This window comes from Pseudomonas sp. NBRC 111123 (genome assembly GCF_001320205.1).
GTDB classification, from domain to species: domain Bacteria; phylum Pseudomonadota; class Gammaproteobacteria; order Pseudomonadales; family Pseudomonadaceae; genus Aquipseudomonas; species Aquipseudomonas putida_J.
Genome location: NZ_BCAZ01000026.1, coordinates 1 through 16371 on the forward strand (window position 1 = coordinate 1; position 16371 = coordinate 16371).

Annotated in this window: 19 protein-coding genes and 1 tRNA gene; 17 read left to right on the plus strand and 3 right to left on the minus strand. The window is 62.1% G+C overall.

All coding sequences use genetic code 11. The annotated features are described in order from the left end of the window. Window positions 1-41: 41 nt before the first annotated feature. The gene (locus APH27_RS14560; RefSeq protein WP_060485179.1) at window positions 42-620 is read right to left on the minus strand and encodes a nucleoside triphosphate pyrophosphatase; all 579 of its coding nucleotides are present in this window, start codon (window positions 618-620) and stop codon (window positions 42-44) included. Between the two features lie 96 nt (window positions 621-716). Between APH27_RS14560 and APH27_RS25950 the strand changes: the two genes are divergently transcribed. The 12 genes from APH27_RS25950 (at window position 717) to APH27_RS14620 (ending at window position 10516) form a co-directional block, all read left to right on the plus strand. Next, window positions 717-1244, plus strand: coding sequence for a YceD family protein (locus APH27_RS25950; RefSeq protein ID WP_027919446.1), 528 nt, complete (start codon window positions 717-719; stop codon window positions 1242-1244). Between the two features lie 13 nt (window positions 1245-1257). Continuing rightward, a complete protein-coding gene (gene rpmF, locus APH27_RS14570; RefSeq protein WP_010223221.1) occupies window positions 1258-1440 on the plus strand; it encodes a 50S ribosomal protein L32 in 183 nt (60 codons plus the stop codon). A 3-nt stretch (window positions 1441-1443) separates the two neighbouring features. Then, entirely contained in the window at window positions 1444-2454 is a 1011-nt protein-coding gene (gene plsX / locus APH27_RS14575) for a phosphate acyltransferase PlsX (RefSeq protein WP_079227052.1), read from the plus strand. Window positions 2455-2581: 127 nt separating this feature from the next. Beyond that, the gene (gene fabD / locus APH27_RS14580; protein WP_027919444.1) at window positions 2582-3520 is read left to right on the plus strand and encodes an ACP S-malonyltransferase; all 939 of its coding nucleotides are present in this window, start codon (window positions 2582-2584) and stop codon (window positions 3518-3520) included. Between the two features lie 15 nt (window positions 3521-3535). Continuing rightward, window positions 3536-4276, plus strand: a complete 741-nt coding sequence (gene fabG / locus APH27_RS14585; RefSeq protein WP_027919443.1) for a 3-oxoacyl-ACP reductase FabG — start codon at window positions 3536-3538, stop codon at window positions 4274-4276. 203 nt (window positions 4277-4479) lie between these two features. Further along, window positions 4480-4716: an acyl carrier protein gene (acpP, locus tag APH27_RS14590; protein ID WP_027919442.1), complete on the plus strand. Its 237-nt coding sequence runs from the start codon at window positions 4480-4482 to the stop codon at window positions 4714-4716. Between the two features lie 173 nt (window positions 4717-4889). Continuing rightward, a complete protein-coding gene (gene fabF / locus APH27_RS14595) occupies window positions 4890-6134 on the plus strand; it encodes a beta-ketoacyl-ACP synthase II (protein ID WP_027919441.1) in 1245 nt (414 codons plus the stop codon). Next, window positions 6134-6949, plus strand: coding sequence for an aminodeoxychorismate lyase (pabC, locus tag APH27_RS14600; RefSeq protein WP_060485180.1), 816 nt, complete (start codon window positions 6134-6136; stop codon window positions 6947-6949). The genes fabF and pabC overlap by 1 nt, the downstream gene beginning before the upstream one ends. A gap of 4 nt (window positions 6950-6953) precedes the next feature. Beyond that, the gene (gene mltG / locus APH27_RS14605; RefSeq protein WP_060485181.1) at window positions 6954-8081 is read left to right on the plus strand and encodes an endolytic transglycosylase MltG; all 1128 of its coding nucleotides are present in this window, start codon (window positions 6954-6956) and stop codon (window positions 8079-8081) included. 9 nt (window positions 8082-8090) lie between these two features. After that, window positions 8091-8723 (plus strand): dTMP kinase, encoded by a 633-nt coding sequence (gene tmk, locus APH27_RS14610; protein WP_027919438.1) that lies wholly within the window; start codon window positions 8091-8093, stop codon window positions 8721-8723. Beyond that, window positions 8716-9702 carry a DNA polymerase III subunit delta' gene (locus APH27_RS14615; RefSeq protein ID WP_060485204.1) on the plus strand — a complete coding sequence of 329 codons (987 nt, stop codon included), beginning with the start codon at window positions 8716-8718 and terminating at the stop codon, window positions 9700-9702. The genes tmk and APH27_RS14615 overlap by 8 nt, the downstream gene beginning before the upstream one ends. Window positions 9703-9733: 31 nt before the next feature. Next, the gene (locus APH27_RS14620; protein ID WP_027919436.1) at window positions 9734-10516 is read left to right on the plus strand and encodes a TatD family hydrolase; all 783 of its coding nucleotides are present in this window, start codon (window positions 9734-9736) and stop codon (window positions 10514-10516) included. A gap of 1030 nt (window positions 10517-11546) precedes the next feature. Here the strand turns inward: APH27_RS14620 and APH27_RS14625 are convergent. Then, the gene (locus APH27_RS14625; RefSeq protein WP_060485182.1) at window positions 11547-12680 is read right to left on the minus strand and encodes an aminotransferase class V-fold PLP-dependent enzyme; all 1134 of its coding nucleotides are present in this window, start codon (window positions 12678-12680) and stop codon (window positions 11547-11549) included. Window positions 12681-12751: 71 nt separating this feature from the next. Here APH27_RS14625 and APH27_RS14630 point away from each other — a divergent pair, with 71 nt between their 5' ends. From APH27_RS14630 to APH27_RS14650, 5 genes are all read left to right on the plus strand, one after another. After that, window positions 12752-13387: a TetR/AcrR family transcriptional regulator gene (locus APH27_RS14630; protein ID WP_008096393.1), complete on the plus strand. Its 636-nt coding sequence runs from the start codon at window positions 12752-12754 to the stop codon at window positions 13385-13387. Between the two features lie 108 nt (window positions 13388-13495). Next, the gene (locus APH27_RS14635; RefSeq protein WP_027919171.1) at window positions 13496-14464 is read left to right on the plus strand and encodes a GTP 3',8-cyclase MoaA; all 969 of its coding nucleotides are present in this window, start codon (window positions 13496-13498) and stop codon (window positions 14462-14464) included. A 66-nt stretch (window positions 14465-14530) separates the two neighbouring features. Next, window positions 14531-15136, plus strand: coding sequence for a DUF4823 domain-containing protein (locus APH27_RS14640; RefSeq protein ID WP_027919170.1), 606 nt, complete (start codon window positions 14531-14533; stop codon window positions 15134-15136). A 10-nt stretch (window positions 15137-15146) separates the two neighbouring features. Beyond that, on the plus strand, window positions 15147-15707 hold the full coding sequence (locus APH27_RS14645) for a DUF1285 domain-containing protein (RefSeq protein WP_027919169.1): 561 nt from the start codon (window positions 15147-15149) through the stop codon (window positions 15705-15707). A gap of 101 nt (window positions 15708-15808) precedes the next feature. After that, the gene (locus APH27_RS14650; RefSeq protein WP_082435134.1) at window positions 15809-16225 is read left to right on the plus strand and encodes a cupin domain-containing protein; all 417 of its coding nucleotides are present in this window, start codon (window positions 15809-15811) and stop codon (window positions 16223-16225) included. A 58-nt stretch (window positions 16226-16283) separates the two neighbouring features. On the opposite strand, the gene APH27_RS14655 is transcribed toward APH27_RS14650, so the two are convergent. Further along, window positions 16284-16359: transfer RNA gene (locus APH27_RS14655), tRNA-Asn, on the minus strand. Window positions 16360-16371 lie beyond the last annotated feature (12 nt).

A 16371-nucleotide genomic window follows, 5' to 3' on the forward strand; every position in this document is an offset into this window, starting at 1 on the left:
CGGCGCTCGATCTCTCAGGCGCCACAACCCTCAAGCCAGGCTCAGGGAACCGTCACGCCTTCCTTGGTCAGCATATCCACCAGTCGAATCAGCGGCAGCCCTATAAGGCTGGTCGCGTCACAACCGTGGGTGCTCTGAAACAAGCTCACGCCCAGCCCCTCGGCCTTGAAGCTCCCTGCGCAGTCCAGTGGCTGCTCTGCCTCCACATAGCGCTCCACGCGCTCCCGATCCAGCTCGCGCATTGTTACCGTGAATGGCACGCAGTCGACCTGGCATTGCCCGGTCGCGGTGTTGAGCAGCGCCAGCCCGGTCAGGAAAGTCACCTGCTGGCCGCTGGCTTCTAGCAACTGCTCGCAGGCGCGCTCGAAGGTGTGTGGCTTGCCTAGAATCTGCTCCCCGAGTACCGCTACCTGGTCTGAGCCGATGATCAGGTGCTGCGGGTGGCTGTCAGCCAGTGCTTCTGCCTTTTGCCTGGCCAGGCGCCGGACCAGCTCCACGGCGGGCTCGTCAGCCAGGCGCTGCTCGTCTAGGTCGGGGCTTGCCCAGGTGAAGGGCAGGCGCAAGCGCGCGAGCAGTTCGCGCCGGTAGGCAGAGCTGGAAGCCAGCAACAGAGGCAGCATGATAGACTCCTGGTCAGTTGAACCTGATTCTAACATGCAAGATGCCGCCGAATTTCCTTTGACAGGGGCGGGGGGCATCCCTAGAATGCTGCGCCTATGTTGAATGACCCGATTCCACCTCACGTTGACCCGCGCAAATTAGCCGACCGAGGCGTATCCATCACTGGTACGCTGCAACTCGCTGATTTGGAAAGACTCTGCGACCCGCTTTCCGACGATGTCGGTACGGTGCAGGCGAAGTTCGATTTTGAACGAGATGAACAGCACGTGGTGGTTATCCACAGCGAGCTGGACGTCGAGGTCAAAATGGTTTGCCAGCGTTGTCTTGAGCTGGTCACCCTGCCGATCCACAGCGAATGTACTTACGCCGTGGTGAAGGAGGGTGCGAATACCCAGTCGTTGCCGAAAGGCTATGACGTGCTGGAACTGGGCGAAGATCCTTTGGATCTGCAGGCCTTGGTCGAGGAGGAGCTGCTGCTCGCCTTGCCTATCGTGCCTGCTCATCATCCGGAAGAATGCCAGCAGCCGGCGGGCGCAGACGAGCCCGAATCGAGCAAGGACGAGGTATCGCGGTCCAACCCGTTCAGTGTTTTGGCGCAGTTAAAGCGTGACCCAAACGTTTAGGAGTTAATCAATTATGGCTGTTCAGCAGAACAAAAAATCCCGCTCTGCCCGTGACATGCGCCGTTCGCACGACGCTCTGTCGGAAAACGCGCTGTCGGTAGAAAAGACCACTGGTGAAGTACACCTGCGTCACCACGTTTCGCCAGAAGGCGTATACCGTGGTCGTAAAGTGATCGACAAGGGCGCTGACGAGTAATCCTTGTCCGCTCAGATCATCGCGATCGACGCAATGGGCGGGGACTTCGGTCCCCGCAGCATTGTCCAGGCTAGCATTGCCTGCCTTTCGGCTACCCCCTCGCTGCACCTGACCCTCGTCGGTCAACCCTCCCTCCTTGAAGATCTTGTCAGCGGCCTTGCAGCTGCGGATCGCGCGCGCCTGCAGATTGTCGCCGCCAGTGAGGTGATCGGTATGGACGAGCGGCCATCCCAGGCGTTGCGTGGCAAGCCGGATTCGTCGATGCGCATCGCCCTTGAACTGGTGCGGGACGGCAAGGCTCAGGCCTGCGTCAGTGCTGGCAATACCGGGGCGCTGATGGCGTTGTCGCGTTTTGTGCTCAAGACCCTGCCGGGTATCGATCGGCCTGCCATGGTCGCGGCCATTCCGACGCAGGCAGGCTACTGCCAACTGCTCGACCTGGGTGCCAACGTCGACTGCAGTGCCGAGAACCTCTACCAGTTCGCCGTCATGGGCTCCGTGGCTGCCCAGGCCTTGGGCATTCACCGGCCGCGCGTAGCGCTGTTGAACATCGGTACCGAGGACATCAAGGGCAATCAGCAGGTCAAGCTGGCTGCCACGTTGCTGCAGAATGCCCGCGGCCTCAATTATGTCGGCTTCGTCGAAGGTGACGGCCTGTACCGCGGCGAGGCGGATGTGGTGGTGTGTGACGGCTTTGTCGGCAACATCCTGCTCAAGTCCAGCGAAGGCCTGGCGACCATGATCGGCGAGCGTATCGAGAAGCTGTTCAAGGGTGGCGCGTTGTCGCGGGTAGCCGGGGCGGTGGCGATGCCGCTGCTCAAGCGCCTGCAGGCCGACCTGGCGCCAGCGCGGCATAATGGCGCGAGCTTCCTCGGGCTGCAGGGCATCGTCATCAAGAGCCATGGCTCGGCGGGTGTGCAGGGTTTTCAAAGTGCGATCCAGCGGGCGCTGATCGAGATCCAGGAAAACCTTCCGCAGCGGCTGCATGGCCGCCTTGAAGATTTGTTGCCTTAGGCATTTCGCCGATGAAGTGCTTAAATGTGACCGCTTGGTCTGCGTATCCATCCAAGTTTTCAAATTCTGCGTCTAGCTCAGGGCTCGGCGCACCCCATTCGACGACAAGATCATAAGGGCTTGTTCAATGTCTGCATCCCTCGCATTCGTCTTCCCCGGTCAAGGTTCCCAGTCGCTGGGCATGCTCAAAGAGCTGGGCGCCGAAAAACCGGTGATCGTCGAGACCTTCAAGGAGGCCTCCGACGCTCTGGGTTACGACCTGTGGAAGCTGGTCCAGGAAGGCCCGGAAGAACAACTCAACCAAACCGACAAGACCCAGCCGGCGATCCTCACCGCCTCCATCGCCCTGTGGCGCCTGTGGCTGGAAGAAGGTGGCGCGCAGCCGGCTTTCGTTTCCGGCCACAGCCTGGGTGAATACAGCGCCCTGGTCGCTGCCGGTGCTCTGTCGCTTAAAGACGCCGTGCGCCTGGTCGAGCGCCGTGGCCAGCTGATGCAGGAAGCCGTGCCAGCCGGCCACGGGGCCATGGCTGCGATCCTGGGGTTGGACGACGCCGTGGTCGTGGAAATCTGCGCCGAGGCGGCCGAAGACGAAGTGGTGAGTGCCGTCAACTTCAACTCGCCAGGCCAGGTGGTCATCGCCGGTAACAAGGCTGCGGTCGATCGCGCCATGGAGCTTTGCAAGGCCAAAGGTGCCAAGCGCGCCTTGCCTCTGGCGGTCAGTGTGCCGTCGCATTGCGCCCTGATGAAGCCGGCTGCCGAGCGTTTTGCCGAGTTCGTCAACGCCATCGAATGGAAGGCTCCGCAGATCCCGGTGGTGCAGAATGTCACCGCTGCCGTCGCCGCCGACCTCGATGCGCTGAAGCAGGACCTGCTGGCGCAGCTTTACCAGCCGGTACGCTGGGTCGAGTGCGTGCAGACCCTGGCAGCCAACGGTGCTGTCAACCTGGTCGAATGCGGCCCGGGCAAGGTTCTGGCCGGCCTGAACAAGCGTTGCGCCGACGGCGTGACCACCTACAACCTCAATACCCCTGACGCTGTCGCCGCCACCCGTGCGGCGCTGGCCTGATTTGGAGAAGCTTGCATGAGCCTGCAAGGTAAAGTTGCACTGGTCACCGGCGCCAGCCGTGGTATTGGCCAGGCCATCGCCCTCGAGCTGGGCCGCCAGGGCGCGACCGTGATCGGTACCGCCACCTCGGCTTCCGGTGCCGAGCGCATCGCCGCCACCCTGAAAGAACACGGCATCACCGGCACCGGCATGGAACTGAACGTTACCAGTGCCGAGTCCGTGGAAGCAGTGCTGGGCGCCATTGGCGAGCAGTTCGGCGCGCCGACCATTCTGGTCAACAACGCTGGCATCACCCGCGACAACCTCATGCTGCGCATGAAGGACGACGAGTGGTTCGACGTGATCGACACCAACCTGAACAGCCTCTACCGTCTGTCCAAGGGCGTGCTGCGTGGCATGACCAAGGCGCGCTGGGGTCGTATCATCAGCATCGGTTCGGTCGTCGGTGCCATGGGCAACGCCGGCCAGGCCAACTACGCGGCGGCCAAGGCCGGCCTCGAAGGCTTCAGCCGCGCCCTGGCGCGTGAAGTGGGTTCGCGTGGCATCACCGTCAATTCGGTGACCCCGGGCTTCATCGACACCGACATGACCCGCGAGCTGCCTGAAGCGCAGCGCGAAGCCCTGCAGACCCAGATTCCGCTGGGCCGCCTGGGCCAGGCTGACGAAATCGCCAAGGTGGTTTCGTTCCTGGCGTCGGACGGCGCTGGCTACGTTACCGGCGCGACCGTGCCGGTCAACGGCGGGATGTACATGTAAAACTGCAATGCAATGTGACGGATTGCTTCAAAAAAGAGTCATACTGCGAGCCTAAAATCCGTTATAAAGCTGCAACCAGATTCCAGGCAGCGGTTGAAGTGGCTAAAGGGAAGGTTCGTTCCGCTTGAAAAGCGAACGTCTTTCTATAAACTTGGTCACCGGCCAGCTGCCTGACATATGTCCATTAGGAGTGAAAACTAGGTATGAGCACCATCGAAGAACGCGTCAAGAAAATCGTCGCCGAGCAACTGGGCGTCAAGGAAGAGGAAGTGACCAACGATAAGTCCTTCGTCGAAGACCTGGGTGCCGATTCGCTTGACACCGTTGAGCTGGTGATGGCTCTGGAAGAGGAATTCGAGACCGAAATCCCTGACGAAGAAGCCGAGAAGATCACTACCGTTCAAGCTGCAATCGACTACGTCAACAGCCACAAGGCGTAAGACGTTGTAGTCGACGCTTCTTGTCGAGAAGAACCGCACTGCCTTTGCCGGCGTGCGGTTTTTTCTTTGCGAGCCTCCAGCGTCGCTTCGCTGGCACCGAGAGCTTGTTGCCATTTCATTCCATTGCTTGAATGCAATGGCAAGAAACTCTGTGATTAGAAAAGGAGAGTACTGTGTCGCGTAGACGCGTCGTGGTCACCGGTATGGGTATGCTGTCGCCACTGGGTACCGATGTACCGAGCACCTGGCAGGGCATTCTGGCTGGCCGCAGTGGCATTGGTCCGATCGAACACACGGACCTGTCTGCCTACTCCACCCGTTTTGGCGGCTCGGTGAAAGGCTTCGAGGTTGAGCAGTACCTGTCGGCCAAAGAGGCCCGCAAGCTTGATCTGTTCATCCAGTACGGCCTGGCAGCCGGTTTCCAGGCGGTGCGCAACGCCGGCCTGGAAGTCACCGATGCCAACCGCGAGCGCATTGGCGTGGCCATGGGCTCGGGTATCGGTGGCCTGACCAACATCGAAGAAACCAGCCGTACCCTGCACGAGCAGGGCCCGCGCCGTATTTCGCCGTTCTTCGTACCGGGTTCGATCATCAACATGATCTCCGGTTTCCTGTCTATCCACCTGGGGCTGCAGGGGCCGAACTACGCCATTGCCACCGCCTGTACCACTGGCACCCACTGCATCGGCATGGCCGCGCGCAACATCGCCTACGGTGAAGCCGACGTGATGATCGCCGGTGGCGCCGAAATGGCGGCTTGCGGCCTGGGCATGGGTGGTTTTGGTGCGTCCCGTGCGCTGTCGACCCGCAACGATGAGCCAACCCGTGCCAGCCGTCCGTGGGACAAGGGCCGTGATGGCTTCGTGTTGTCCGACGGCGCCGGTGCCCTCGTGCTCGAAGAACTCGAACACGCCAAGGCCCGTGGTGCGACCATCTATGCCGAGCTGGTCGGTTTCGGCATGAGCGGTGACGCCTACCACATGACTTCGCCACCCGACAGCGGCGAAGGCGCTGCCCGTTGCATGGCCAATGCCCTGCGCGATGCTGGCATCCAGCCTGAAGCAGTCAGCTACATCAACGCCCATGGCACCTCGACGCCGGCCGGTGACATCGCCGAAGTCGCGGCGATCAAGCGCGTGTTCGGTGAACATGCCTACAAGCTGGCCGTCAGCTCGACCAAGTCGATGACAGGGCACCTGCTTGGCGCTGCCGGTGCGGTAGAGGCGATCTTCAGCGTGCTGGCGATCAACAGCCAGATGGCACCGCCAACCATTAACCTCGACGAGCCGGACGAGGGCTGCGACCTCGACTTCGTGCCGCACCAGGCGCGCAGCATGCCGATCGATGTGGTGCTGTCCAACTCGTTCGGCTTTGGTGGCACCAACGGTTCGCTGGTGTTCCGCCGGTTCGCCGGTTGATGCACAGCTGGATCGACGGCCAGCCCGCGACTGCGATCAATTTGCAGAACCGCGGCCTGGCCTACGGCGATGGTCTGTTCGAGACCCTCGCTGTGCGCGGTGCACGGCCCAGCCTGCTGGACGGCCATCTGGCCCGTCTGGCGCTGGGTTGTCAGCGCCTGGCCATCGACGCCGACCTGGCGCTGGTGCGTGATGAAATCCTGCGTTTCGCCAGCCAGCTCGGTGACGGTGTCGCCAAACTGGTCCTTACCCGTGGCGACAGCCAGCGTGGCTACGCGCCGGTTGCCGGCATTGCGCCGCGCCGGATCCTCCAGGGCAGCCCGCTGCCCAGCTATCCTGTCGAAAATGCCGAGCATGGCGTGCGGCTGTTCCCTTGTCAGACCCGGCTTGGGGAACAACCGTTGCTGGCTGGTCTCAAACACCTCAACCGCCTTGAGCAGGTGCTGGCCCGTGCCGAATGGCAGGACAGCGAGCATGCCGAAGGCCTGATGCGTGACGGGCAGGGCAGGGTGGTCGAAGGCGTATACAGCAACCTGTTCCTGGTGCGCGATGGCGTGCTGCTTACGGCTGACCTCAGCCGTTGCGGTGTTGCTGGCGTGATGCGTGGTGCCCTGCTGGAGCAGGCGCAACGGCTGGGCATGACGGTGCAGGTGCGTGATATCGCGTTCGACGAACTGCAGCAGGCGGATGAAGTGTTCGTCTGCAACAGTGTCTACGGTGTCTGGCCCGTGCGTGGAATTGCCGCGCTGAACTGGTCGCCGGGCCCGCTCACCCGTAAACTGCAGGCCGTTGCCCGTACGTTACTGGATACCTGAATTCGTGAGACGCAAATTCCTGCTGCTGCTGGAAATGGGCTTGATCCTCGCCGGCCTGGCCCTGGGCTGGTCGGCGTGGAAGATCAACTCGGTACTGGAACAGCCCCTGCATGTGGCTGAAGAGCGCATGCTCGACGTGCCCAGTGGCACCAACCCCAACCGCATGTTCTATCGCATGCAGGCCGATGGCCTGCTCGATGACGCCGTCTGGCTGCGCCTTTACTGGCGCTTCAATATGGCCGGCACACAGCTGCATACCGGCGAGTACCGCCTCACCCCCGGCATGACCGTGGAAGAGCTGTTCGACGTCTGGCGTCGTGGCGATGTGGTGCAGTACAACCTGACCCTGGTCGAAGGCTGGACGTTCCGCCAGGTGCGCTCGGCGGTGGCCAAGCATGAAAAGATCAAGCACACCCTGGAAGGGCTTTCCGATTCCGAGGTGATGGACAAGCTCGGCCACACCGGTGTGTTCCCTGAAGGCCGCTTTTTCCCCGATACCTATCGCTTCGTGCGTGGCATGAGCGACGTCGAGTTGCTGCAGCAGGCATACATGCGCCTGGACGAGGTACTGGCCAAGGAGTGGGCAGAGCGTACGACTGACCTGCCTTACCGTGACCCTTACCAGGCTCTGATCATGGCCTCGCTGGTGGAGAAGGAAACCGGTATCCCCCAGGAGCGCGGGCAGATCGCCGGGGTCTTCGTCCGCCGCCTGCGCCTGGGCATGATGCTGCAGACTGACCCGACCGTTATCTATGGCATGGGTGAACGCTACAACGGCAAGATCACCCGCTCCGACCTGCGCGAGCCGACGCCTTACAACACCTACACCATGACGGGCCTGCCACCGACACCGATCGCCATGGTCGGGCGCGAGGCGATCCATGCCGCGCTCAATCCGTCCGATGGCACCAGCCTGTACTTTGTCGCCCGTGGCGACGGTAGCCACGTGTTCTCCGATGACCTGGACGATCACAACTCGGCGGTGCGCGAGTTTCAGCTCAAGCGTCGCGCGGATTACCGGTCCAGTCCGGCTCCGCAAAGTGCGCCCGAGGACGCAGCCGGGCCTGCTGAGCAGGATCCCGCCAGCGAGGCTGCACCGGCCGACGTGCCGACGCCCGACGAACAACATTAAGGACTGCCTGTGAGCGGCTTGTTTATTACCCTGGAAGGCCCCGAAGGCGCGGGCAAGAGTACCAACCGCGATTACCTGGCGGCGCGCCTGCGCGAGCAGGGCCTGGACGTGGTGCTGACGCGTGAGCCTGGTGGTACGCCACTGGCTGAAAAAGTCCGTGAGCTGTTGCTGGCGCCAAGTGATGAAATCATGGCGGCAGACACCGAGCTGCTGCTGGTGTTCGCTGCCCGAGCCCAGCACCTGGCCGAGGTGATTCGCCCGGCACTGGAGCGTGGCGCGGTGGTCTTGTGCGACCGTTTTACCGATGCCACCTACGCCTACCAAGGGGGGGGGCGCGGCCTGTCCGTGGCGCGAATCGCTTCCTTGGAGCAATTCGTCCAAGGGGATCTGCGCCCGGACCTGACCCTGGTCTTCGACCTGCCAGTGGAAGTCGGCCTGGCCCGTGCCGCTGCGCGCGGCCGCCTGGACCGTTTCGAGCAGGAGGGCCAGGCCTTCTTCGAGGCCGTGCGCCAAGCCTATCTGCAGCGCGCCCAGGGCGAGCCGCAGCGCTACAGCCTGCTCGACGCCGCGCAGCCGCTGGAGGCGGTGCAGCGTGCCATCGATGCGCTGCTGCCTGGCATCGTGGGGCGTTGCCGTGGCTGAGGCCTACCCCTGGCAGCAGGCGCTGTGGCAGCAACTGGCCGGTCGTGCCCAGCACGCCCACGCCTACCTGCTGCACGGCCAGCAGGGCATCGGCAAGCGCGCCCTGGCCGAACGGTTGATGGCGCGCCTGCTATGCCAGCAGCCGCAGGGGCTGGACGCCTGCGGGCAGTGCAAGTCGTGCCTGCTGCTCAAGGCTGGCAGCCACCCGGACAACTTCGTCCTGGAGCCGGAAGAGGCCGACAAGCCGATCAAGGTCGATCAGGTGCGCGAACTGGTGTCGTTCGTGGTGCAGACGGCGCAGCTGGGCGGGCGTAAAGTGGTGCTGATCGAGCCGGTCGAGGCGATGAACGTCAATGCCTCCAACGCCTTGCTCAAGAGCCTGGAGGAGCCCTCGGGCGATACTGTATTGCTGCTGGTCAGTCACCAGCCAAGCCGCCTGCTGCCGACGATCAAGAGCCGCTGCCAGCAAGTCGTCTGCCCGCAGCCGAGCCTGGCGCAGAGCCAGGCCTGGCTGGCCACTGCCTTGCCCGACAACGACGAGGCCGAGCGCGAGGAGCTGCTGACCCTGGCTGCCGGCTCGCCGCTGATGGCTGTCAGCCTGCAAGCTCAAGGCGTGCGCGAGCAGCGGGCCCTGGTGACCGACGGGGTGAAGAAGCTGCTCAAACAGCAGCAATCGCCCAGCCAGTTGGCCGAGGCCTGGAGCAGTGTGCCGTTGTTGCTGTTGTTCGACTGGTTCTGCGACTGGTCGCACCTGATTCTGCGCTACCAGTTGACCCAGGATGATGACGGCTTGGGTTTGGCCGACATGCGCAAGGTGGTGCAGTACCTGGCGCAGAAGGCTCGCCAGGGCAAGGTGCTGGAAGTTCAGGCGTGGATCCTCGAACAGCGCCAGAAGGTGCTCGGTAAAGCCAACCTCAATCGCGTACTGTTGCTGGAAGCCTTGCTGGCCCATTGGGTACAGCTGCCGGGTTCCCGCTGATTTTTCCATCTTTTCATGTGTGCCGTTTCCCATGCTCGTAGATTCCCATTGCCACCTCGACCGTCTTGACCTGAGCGCCCATCAGGGTTCCCTCGATGCTGCCCTGCAGGCGGCGCGTGAACGCGGGGTCGGGCATTTCCTGTGCATTGGCGTCAGTGCTGAAAATGCCGGGGCGGTGAAGGCGCTGAGCGAGCAGTACGGCGATGTGGATTGCTCGGTGGGCGTGCACCCGCTGGACCTGGCGCCGGGCGAAACGCCGGCGCTGGAATGGCTGCTGCGCGAGTTGGCGCACCCGCATGTGGTGGCGATCGGTGAGACCGGCCTGGACTACCACTACGAACCGGAAGCAGCCGAGTTGCAGCAAGCGTCGTTCCGCCTGCACCTGGAGGCCTCGCGCCAGACTGGCAAGCCGGTGATCGTGCACACCCGTGCCGCGCGGGCCGATACCTTGGCGTTGCTGCGTGAAGCCAATCTGCCGCAGGCGGGTGTGCTGCACTGCTTCACCGAAGACTGGGAGATGGCCAAGGCGGCCCTGGACCTGGGTTACTACATTTCGCTGTCTGGCATCGTCACGTTCCGCAATGCCGATGCCCTGCGCGAGGTGGCGCGGCAGGTGCCGGTCGACCGCCTGCTGGTGGAAACCGACTCGCCGTACCTGGCGCCAATCCCGCATCGCGGCAAGCCGAACCTGCCGCAGTATGTGCGGGAAGTGGCGGAGTACGTGGCATCGTTGCGTGGGGTGAGCTATGACCAGCTGGCCGAGCAGACCACGGGCAACTTCAAGCGCTTGTTCCCACTTGCGCGAGTGGCTTGAACCCAAGCCAATCGCTTTTGCTCTGCTTTTGCTCTGCTTTTGCTCTGCTTTTGCTCTGCTTTTGCTCTGCTTTTGCTTCTAAGCGCGCGATAGTTCAGGCGCCGCAGAGTGCGACTTCAGGAGGCCGAACGCAGGCGTCTGGAGGGCCAGGGTGCGCAGCACCCCTTCGGCGCAGCCGAAGGCGCGAGATGTAGACTTGCGTAGCAAGTCGTAGGCCGCGCGGGCCCGGAGGGCGCCGGAGTGAGGGGACCCCGGAGCGCAGCGCAGGGGCCGGATGATGGGAGCGGGGGTTTTTGCCTACTTTTTGCCCAGTCAAAAAGTAGGTCGCCGTAAAGGCGAAAAGGTGATTCAGCGCCACCCTGGCGACTGCATGTAGACCTGATTTGAAAGCCCACTTCCAAAAGCCAAAAGCCAAAAGCCAAAAGCCAAAAGCCAAAAGCTCGACTGCGATGGTTTTGACAGCTTCAAGAACATTCATTTGCGATGGCGACGCACAGTCACCTTTCCGCCCTTACGGCGGGTTACTTTTTGACTGGGCAAAAAGTAACCAAAAACCCCGGCTCCCATCATCCGGCCCCTGCGCTGCGCTCCGGGGTCCCCTCACTCCGGCGCCCTCCGGGCCCGCGCGGCCTACGACTTGCTACGCAAGTCTACATCTCGCGCCTTCGGCTACGCCGAAGGGGTGCTACGCACCCTGGCCCTCCAGACGCCTGCGTTCGGCCTCCTGAAGTCGCACTCTGCGTCGCCTGAACTATCGCGCGCTTAGAAGCAAAAGCAAAAGCAGAACAAGAGCAAGAACTGGGCAGCTGGCTCTGGGCAAAAAAAACCCGGGTTCTGGGGGGGGAATCCGGGTTAAGACCATTAGGAGTAAAACAAAGGTACGCGGTCCCTGAGCACCTTTATCGGCGCGCCACTTGGGGGGGATGCGCCGCGCCAACACTTCAAGTATTGGTCAGGTTTGGCGCAGTGCCAGTGCTTCTCTGTTCGTTTTTTAAACAGATTTGGAATACGCCCGCCTTCCCTTCCTCCTTCAATGCATGGCAAGACGCCTTACTTGCTGGACAGCTTCGTCGATCATCTGCTCGCTGGTGTAGAAATGTGGCGAAAATCGTACACCGGGCCCTCTCAATGCGCAGATTGTCTGTTCCGCCAGCAGCCTTCGATAGAGAACCTCGCTGTCCTGCCCATGAAGGCTGAAAGTCACGATACCCGCCCGTTTTTCCTGGGCCGCGGGGCTGTGCAGGTGTATCCCGGGAATACCGGCCAAACCGTGATGCAGTTGATCCACTCGCAGTTGCAATTGTCGGCCAACCTCGTCCATGCCGATTTCCTCCAGCAATGACAGGCTGGCTTCCAGGGCACATGCACCCAGCATGTTCGGGCTGCCGCATTCAAAGCGCCTGGCGCTTCGGGCTGGCTTCCACTCGCGCTGCTCGAAGTCGCCCAGACGTTCGAGCATATGCCAGCCATAGGCATGCAGCCTCAGCTGCGGGCGCAAGGCGGCGCGACAATAGAACAAGCCCAGGCCCTCGGGGCCCAGCATCCACTTGTGGCCGTCGGCCATGGCGAAATCGCAGTGGTAGCGCTGCGCGTCGAAGGGCAGGGCGCCAATCTGCTGGATGGCATCGATACAGAACAGCACCTGGCGTGCCTGGCAGCCCTCGCCGAGGCGAGGCAGGTCAAGGCGCAGCCCGCTGGCATACTGCACGGCGCTCACTGCCAGCAGGCGCGTGCGTGGGCCGCAGGCGGCGAGCAGCGCGGCTTCCGGATCTGGCCCGGCAAGGCTCACCTGGGTCAGCCCTACGCCGCGCTCGGCCAACGCTTCCCAGACGACCCGGTTGGAGGGAAATTCCTCATCGCTGATCACTACCTGGTCACCGGCATGCCAGTCGAGACCGAAAGCGACCAGTGACAGCGCCTCGGATGTGTTCTTCACCAGCGCGATGTCTGCCCAGGAGGGGGCGTTGATCAGGCGCGCCAGCCTTTCGCGCAGCCTGCGCTCCGTGGCTAGCCAGCTTGGGTAATCGCTCGCACCCAGGCGTACGTTGTCACGGGCAAAGCGTGCCACGGCCTCGCTGGCCCGGCGCGGCCAGGGCGCGATGGCCGCATGGTTCAGGTAACGCAACCCCGGCGCCAGTTCGAACTCATCGTGAAACATAGACATGGTTGGATGATCCGTGCAATTTCCTGCAAGTTAGGCATAATAAACCGCTTCAATGTCATCCAGTCCTTCCTATGCAGAAAGAACCTCGTAAGGTCCGTGAGTTTCGCCGTCGCGAACAGGAAATCCTCGATACAGCGCTGAAGCTGTTCCTCGAACAGGGTGAAGACAGCGTCACCGTCGAGATGATCGCCGACGCCGTGGGTATCGGCAAAGGCACGATCTACAAGCACTTCAAGTCCAAGGCGGAGATCTACCTGCGCCTGATGCTCGATTATGAGCGTGACCTGAATGCGCTGTTGCACTCGGCCGATGTCGATCGCGACAAGGAAGCGCTGTCGCGCGCCTACTTCGAGTTCCGCATGCGCGACCCACAGCGCTACCGGCTGTTCGACCGTCTGGAAGAGAAGGTGGTCAAGGGCAACCAGGTGCCGGAAATGGTCGAGGAACTGCACAGCATCCGTGCATCCAACTTCGACCGCCTGACCCAGCTGATCAAGGGCCGCATCAGCGAAGGCAAGCTCGAAGACGTGCCACCGTACTTCCACTACTGCGCCGCCTGGGCGTTGGTGCACGGCGCCGTGGCGCTGTACCACTCGCCGTTCTGGAGCAATGTGCTGGAGGATCAGGAAGGCTTCTTCCAGTTCCTCATGGACATTGGCGTGCGAATGGGCAACAAGCGCAAGCGTGATCCGGAAGCCACCAACTAGACGGCACGCGTTATCCCAGGGTGAGCCTGGCGTGAAATGGGGACTTGCAAAAACTTGAACCATGAGTCAAGTTTTGCCAGCCCCGATTCATCCATGCCGGAGTCATCCATGATCGTCGATCGTCAAGGCAGGCGTTTTCGCAACCTGCGCGTCAGCCTGACGGCTGCCTGCAACTATGCCTGCAGCTACTGCGTGCCGGATGGCAAGCGCCTGGTCGCTGCCCAGGACGAGCTGTCGGCTGAAGCCTTGGCGCGTGGTGTGGCATACCTCATTGAAGCCGCCGGCATCGAGCGTTTGCGCATCACCGGTGGCGAACCGCTGGTCAGCCCTCGGCTGGATGCCTTTCTGGCGGCGGTGGCCAAGCTCGACCTTGACGACATTTCGCTGACCACCAACGGGCAGCTGCTCGCGCGCAAGCTGCCGCAGTTGCAGGCGGCCGGCATCCGCCGCTTGAACGTGTCCCTCGATACCCTCGATCCCCAGGCATTCCGCCGCATCGCCCGTGGTGGTGATCTGGCCAGCGTATTGGCAGGCATGGACAAGGCCAGTGCCATGGGCATGCGCATCAAGGTCAACATGGTACCGATGCGTGGGCAGAACCTCGATCAGGTGCTGCCGATGCTCGACTATTGCATGGCGCGCGGTTTCGAACTGCGCTTCATCGAACTGATGCGCATGGGGCACCTGGCCCGGGACAGCAATGCGTTCCTGCAGCAATTTGTCGGGCTCGATGCATTGCTCGATGTGATTGGTGGCAGGTATGGCTATCAACAGGTCGACGCTCCGCTCGATGCGACGGCGCTGCGTTACCAGATCCCAGGGCACGGCCATTTCGGCGTCATTGCCAACGAAAGCGTGCCGTTCTGCCGTACCTGCTCGCGCCTGCGTCTGTCCTCTACCGGCTGGCTGCACGGTTGCCTGTCTTCGGGTAATCGTCATTTTGTCGGCGACCTGCTGGAAAAGCCCCGTCATCTGGCGCTTCCAGGCTTGCAGCGGTTGCTGGTGAAGGCCCTGGCGGACAAGCAGGAGTTGGCATTCTCCGGGGGAGTGACGGTGATGAAGGTGATTGGCGGCTGAAGCTGGCGCAAAAGCTGCATCCGCCGGCTATTCGCCGGTTTTTCGTCACCGGCCACTGGAGGAAAGATGCGTAGCCTGGTCTTGCTGCTGACGCTGATGGCGTTGGGCGGTTGCATGAATGTCAGCGATATGGGCGAGGGTGTCCGTTACCACATGAGCGATGCCGGCCTGCTGGACCACAGCGACACCCGTCGTACCCTGTCGATTCGCCTGCAGCCTGATTCGTTCATCTTCATCGGCCAAGGCGCGTTCATGCCGCCAGGCAAGGGCCCGGTGCCGAAACAGAACGCGGTGGCCGAGGAAGCGTTCAAGAGCTTCGTCGAGTATTTCCCGCTGGTGCGTCGCGCCCAAGGCCCGCTGGGCCTGGAGGAAGCGATTGCCCAGGCGCGTTCGGTCGGCGCCGACTATGTGTTGTATACCCGCTTCGCCCACACCGATGACCGTATCGGCAATGGCGACGAGTGGTATGACGAACAGGCCGTCGACCGTTTGGGTTGGGATACCGGTGTGGTGCAGATGATGCTGATCGAAACCAACACGCGCTATCTGATCGACACGGCGCGGATCAAGAGCCGTGGCGGTTTGTTGACGTTCCACGACCAGTCGCCCCAGGATTTGCTTGGCGCACCGATGCGCGAGTACGCTCGTAGCCTTCTAGGCATGAGCGAGTGAGGGCAGGGTGATGACGGATTCCGGCAAGGCCAACGATCTACTGGCGCAGATTCCCAAGCACAAGGGGCTGCCGCCGGTGCATCTGTGGAATCCGGACTTTTGCGGCGATATCGACATGCGTATTGCCCGTGATGGTACCTGGTACTACCTGGGAACCCCCATCGGGCGCAAACCGATGGTTCGCCTGTTCTCCACCATCATTCGCCGCGATGGTGATGACTATTTCCTGATCACGCCGGTGGAGAAGGTCGGTATCCGCGTCGATGATGCGCCATTCGTGGCGGTGACGCTGGAAGTGCTGGGCAGTGGTGAGGCGCAGGTGCTGCGCTTTACCAGCAATGTCGAGGACCAGGCCGAGGCGGGGCCGCAAAACCCGTTGCGGGTCGAGATCGATCCGCTTACCCAGGAGCCGTCACCCTACGTCTTGATGCGCACGAACCTGGAAGCGCTTATCCATCGCAATGTGTTCTACCAGTTGGTCGACCTGGCGGTACCGCGCATGATCGAGGGCGAGGAGTGGCTCGGGGTCTGGAGCCACGGCGAGTTCTACCCGATCGGGCGCCATTGCTGAGGCCGATTGCCGCTGGCCCCCTGTTTTTTCTCCTGATTGGCCGTTTGCGCCGTGTGCCACTGGACCTAACCTGCAGGCACTTGCCAATCAGGAGAAACCTTGTGAAAACTTCCCACCTTGCGTTTGCCTTGCTCATTGCCACTGGAGTGTTCGGTGGCCACGCTACTGCCTGGGCCCACGGCGACGCCGCCAACCAGGTCAAAATCCTGCAGCAACAACAACCCTCGAATGCACCAGGCAAAAGCGCGGTCATGCTCACGGTCAGCTATGCCCCCGGGCAAGCTTCACCCGCCCACCAGCATCCGGGCGCGGTAATGGCCTATGTACTGGAAGGGGCAGTGGTATCGAAGCTGAACGACGAACAGGAAAAGACCTACAAGGCAGGTGAGTACTGGTACGAAGCGCCCGGTACCGTGCACAGCATTTCGCGCAATGCCAGCAAGACCCGGCCTGCCAAATTGCTGGTGTGGAGCGTGGTGGATGACGGCAAGCCGGTGACCGAGCCGCTGAAAAACTGATTTCAGCCACAACGAAAAAGCCCCCGATGCTTGCGCATTCGGGGGCTTTCTCAGTATTTGGCTCCGCGACCTGGACTCGAACCAGGGACCCAATGATTAACAGTCATTTGCTCTACCGACTGAGCTATCGCGGAATCTGTGCGTAT

What these genes read in the sequence shown, in the direction of transcription:
- APH27_RS14560 (WP_060485179.1), bottom strand. Translation starts at nt 620, where the DNA reads ATGCTGCCTCTGTTGCTGGCTTCCAGCTCTGCCTACCGGCGCGAACTG.
- pabC (WP_060485180.1), top strand. Translation starts at nt 6,134, where the DNA reads ATGCACAGCTGGATCGACGGCCAGCCCGCGACTGCGATCAATTTGCAG.
- rpmF (WP_010223221.1), top strand. Translation starts at nt 1,258, where the DNA reads ATGGCTGTTCAGCAGAACAAAAAATCCCGCTCTGCCCGTGACATGCGC.
- APH27_RS14625 (WP_060485182.1), bottom strand. Translation starts at nt 12,680, where the DNA reads ATGTCTATGTTTCACGATGAGTTCGAACTGGCGCCGGGGTTGCGTTAC.
- fabG (WP_027919443.1), top strand. Translation starts at nt 3,536, where the DNA reads ATGAGCCTGCAAGGTAAAGTTGCACTGGTCACCGGCGCCAGCCGTGGT.
- fabD (WP_027919444.1), top strand. Translation starts at nt 2,582, where the DNA reads ATGTCTGCATCCCTCGCATTCGTCTTCCCCGGTCAAGGTTCCCAGTCG.
- APH27_RS14640 (WP_027919170.1), top strand. Translation starts at nt 14,531, where the DNA reads ATGCGTAGCCTGGTCTTGCTGCTGACGCTGATGGCGTTGGGCGGTTGC.
- APH27_RS14635 (WP_027919171.1), top strand. Translation starts at nt 13,496, where the DNA reads ATGATCGTCGATCGTCAAGGCAGGCGTTTTCGCAACCTGCGCGTCAGC.
- APH27_RS14620 (WP_027919436.1), top strand. Translation starts at nt 9,734, where the DNA reads ATGCTCGTAGATTCCCATTGCCACCTCGACCGTCTTGACCTGAGCGCC.
- APH27_RS14630 (WP_008096393.1), top strand. Translation starts at nt 12,752, where the DNA reads ATGCAGAAAGAACCTCGTAAGGTCCGTGAGTTTCGCCGTCGCGAACAG.
- APH27_RS25950 (WP_027919446.1), top strand. Translation starts at nt 717, where the DNA reads ATGTTGAATGACCCGATTCCACCTCACGTTGACCCGCGCAAATTAGCC.
- acpP (WP_027919442.1), top strand. Translation starts at nt 4,480, where the DNA reads ATGAGCACCATCGAAGAACGCGTCAAGAAAATCGTCGCCGAGCAACTG.
- APH27_RS14645 (WP_027919169.1), top strand. Translation starts at nt 15,147, where the DNA reads ATGACGGATTCCGGCAAGGCCAACGATCTACTGGCGCAGATTCCCAAG.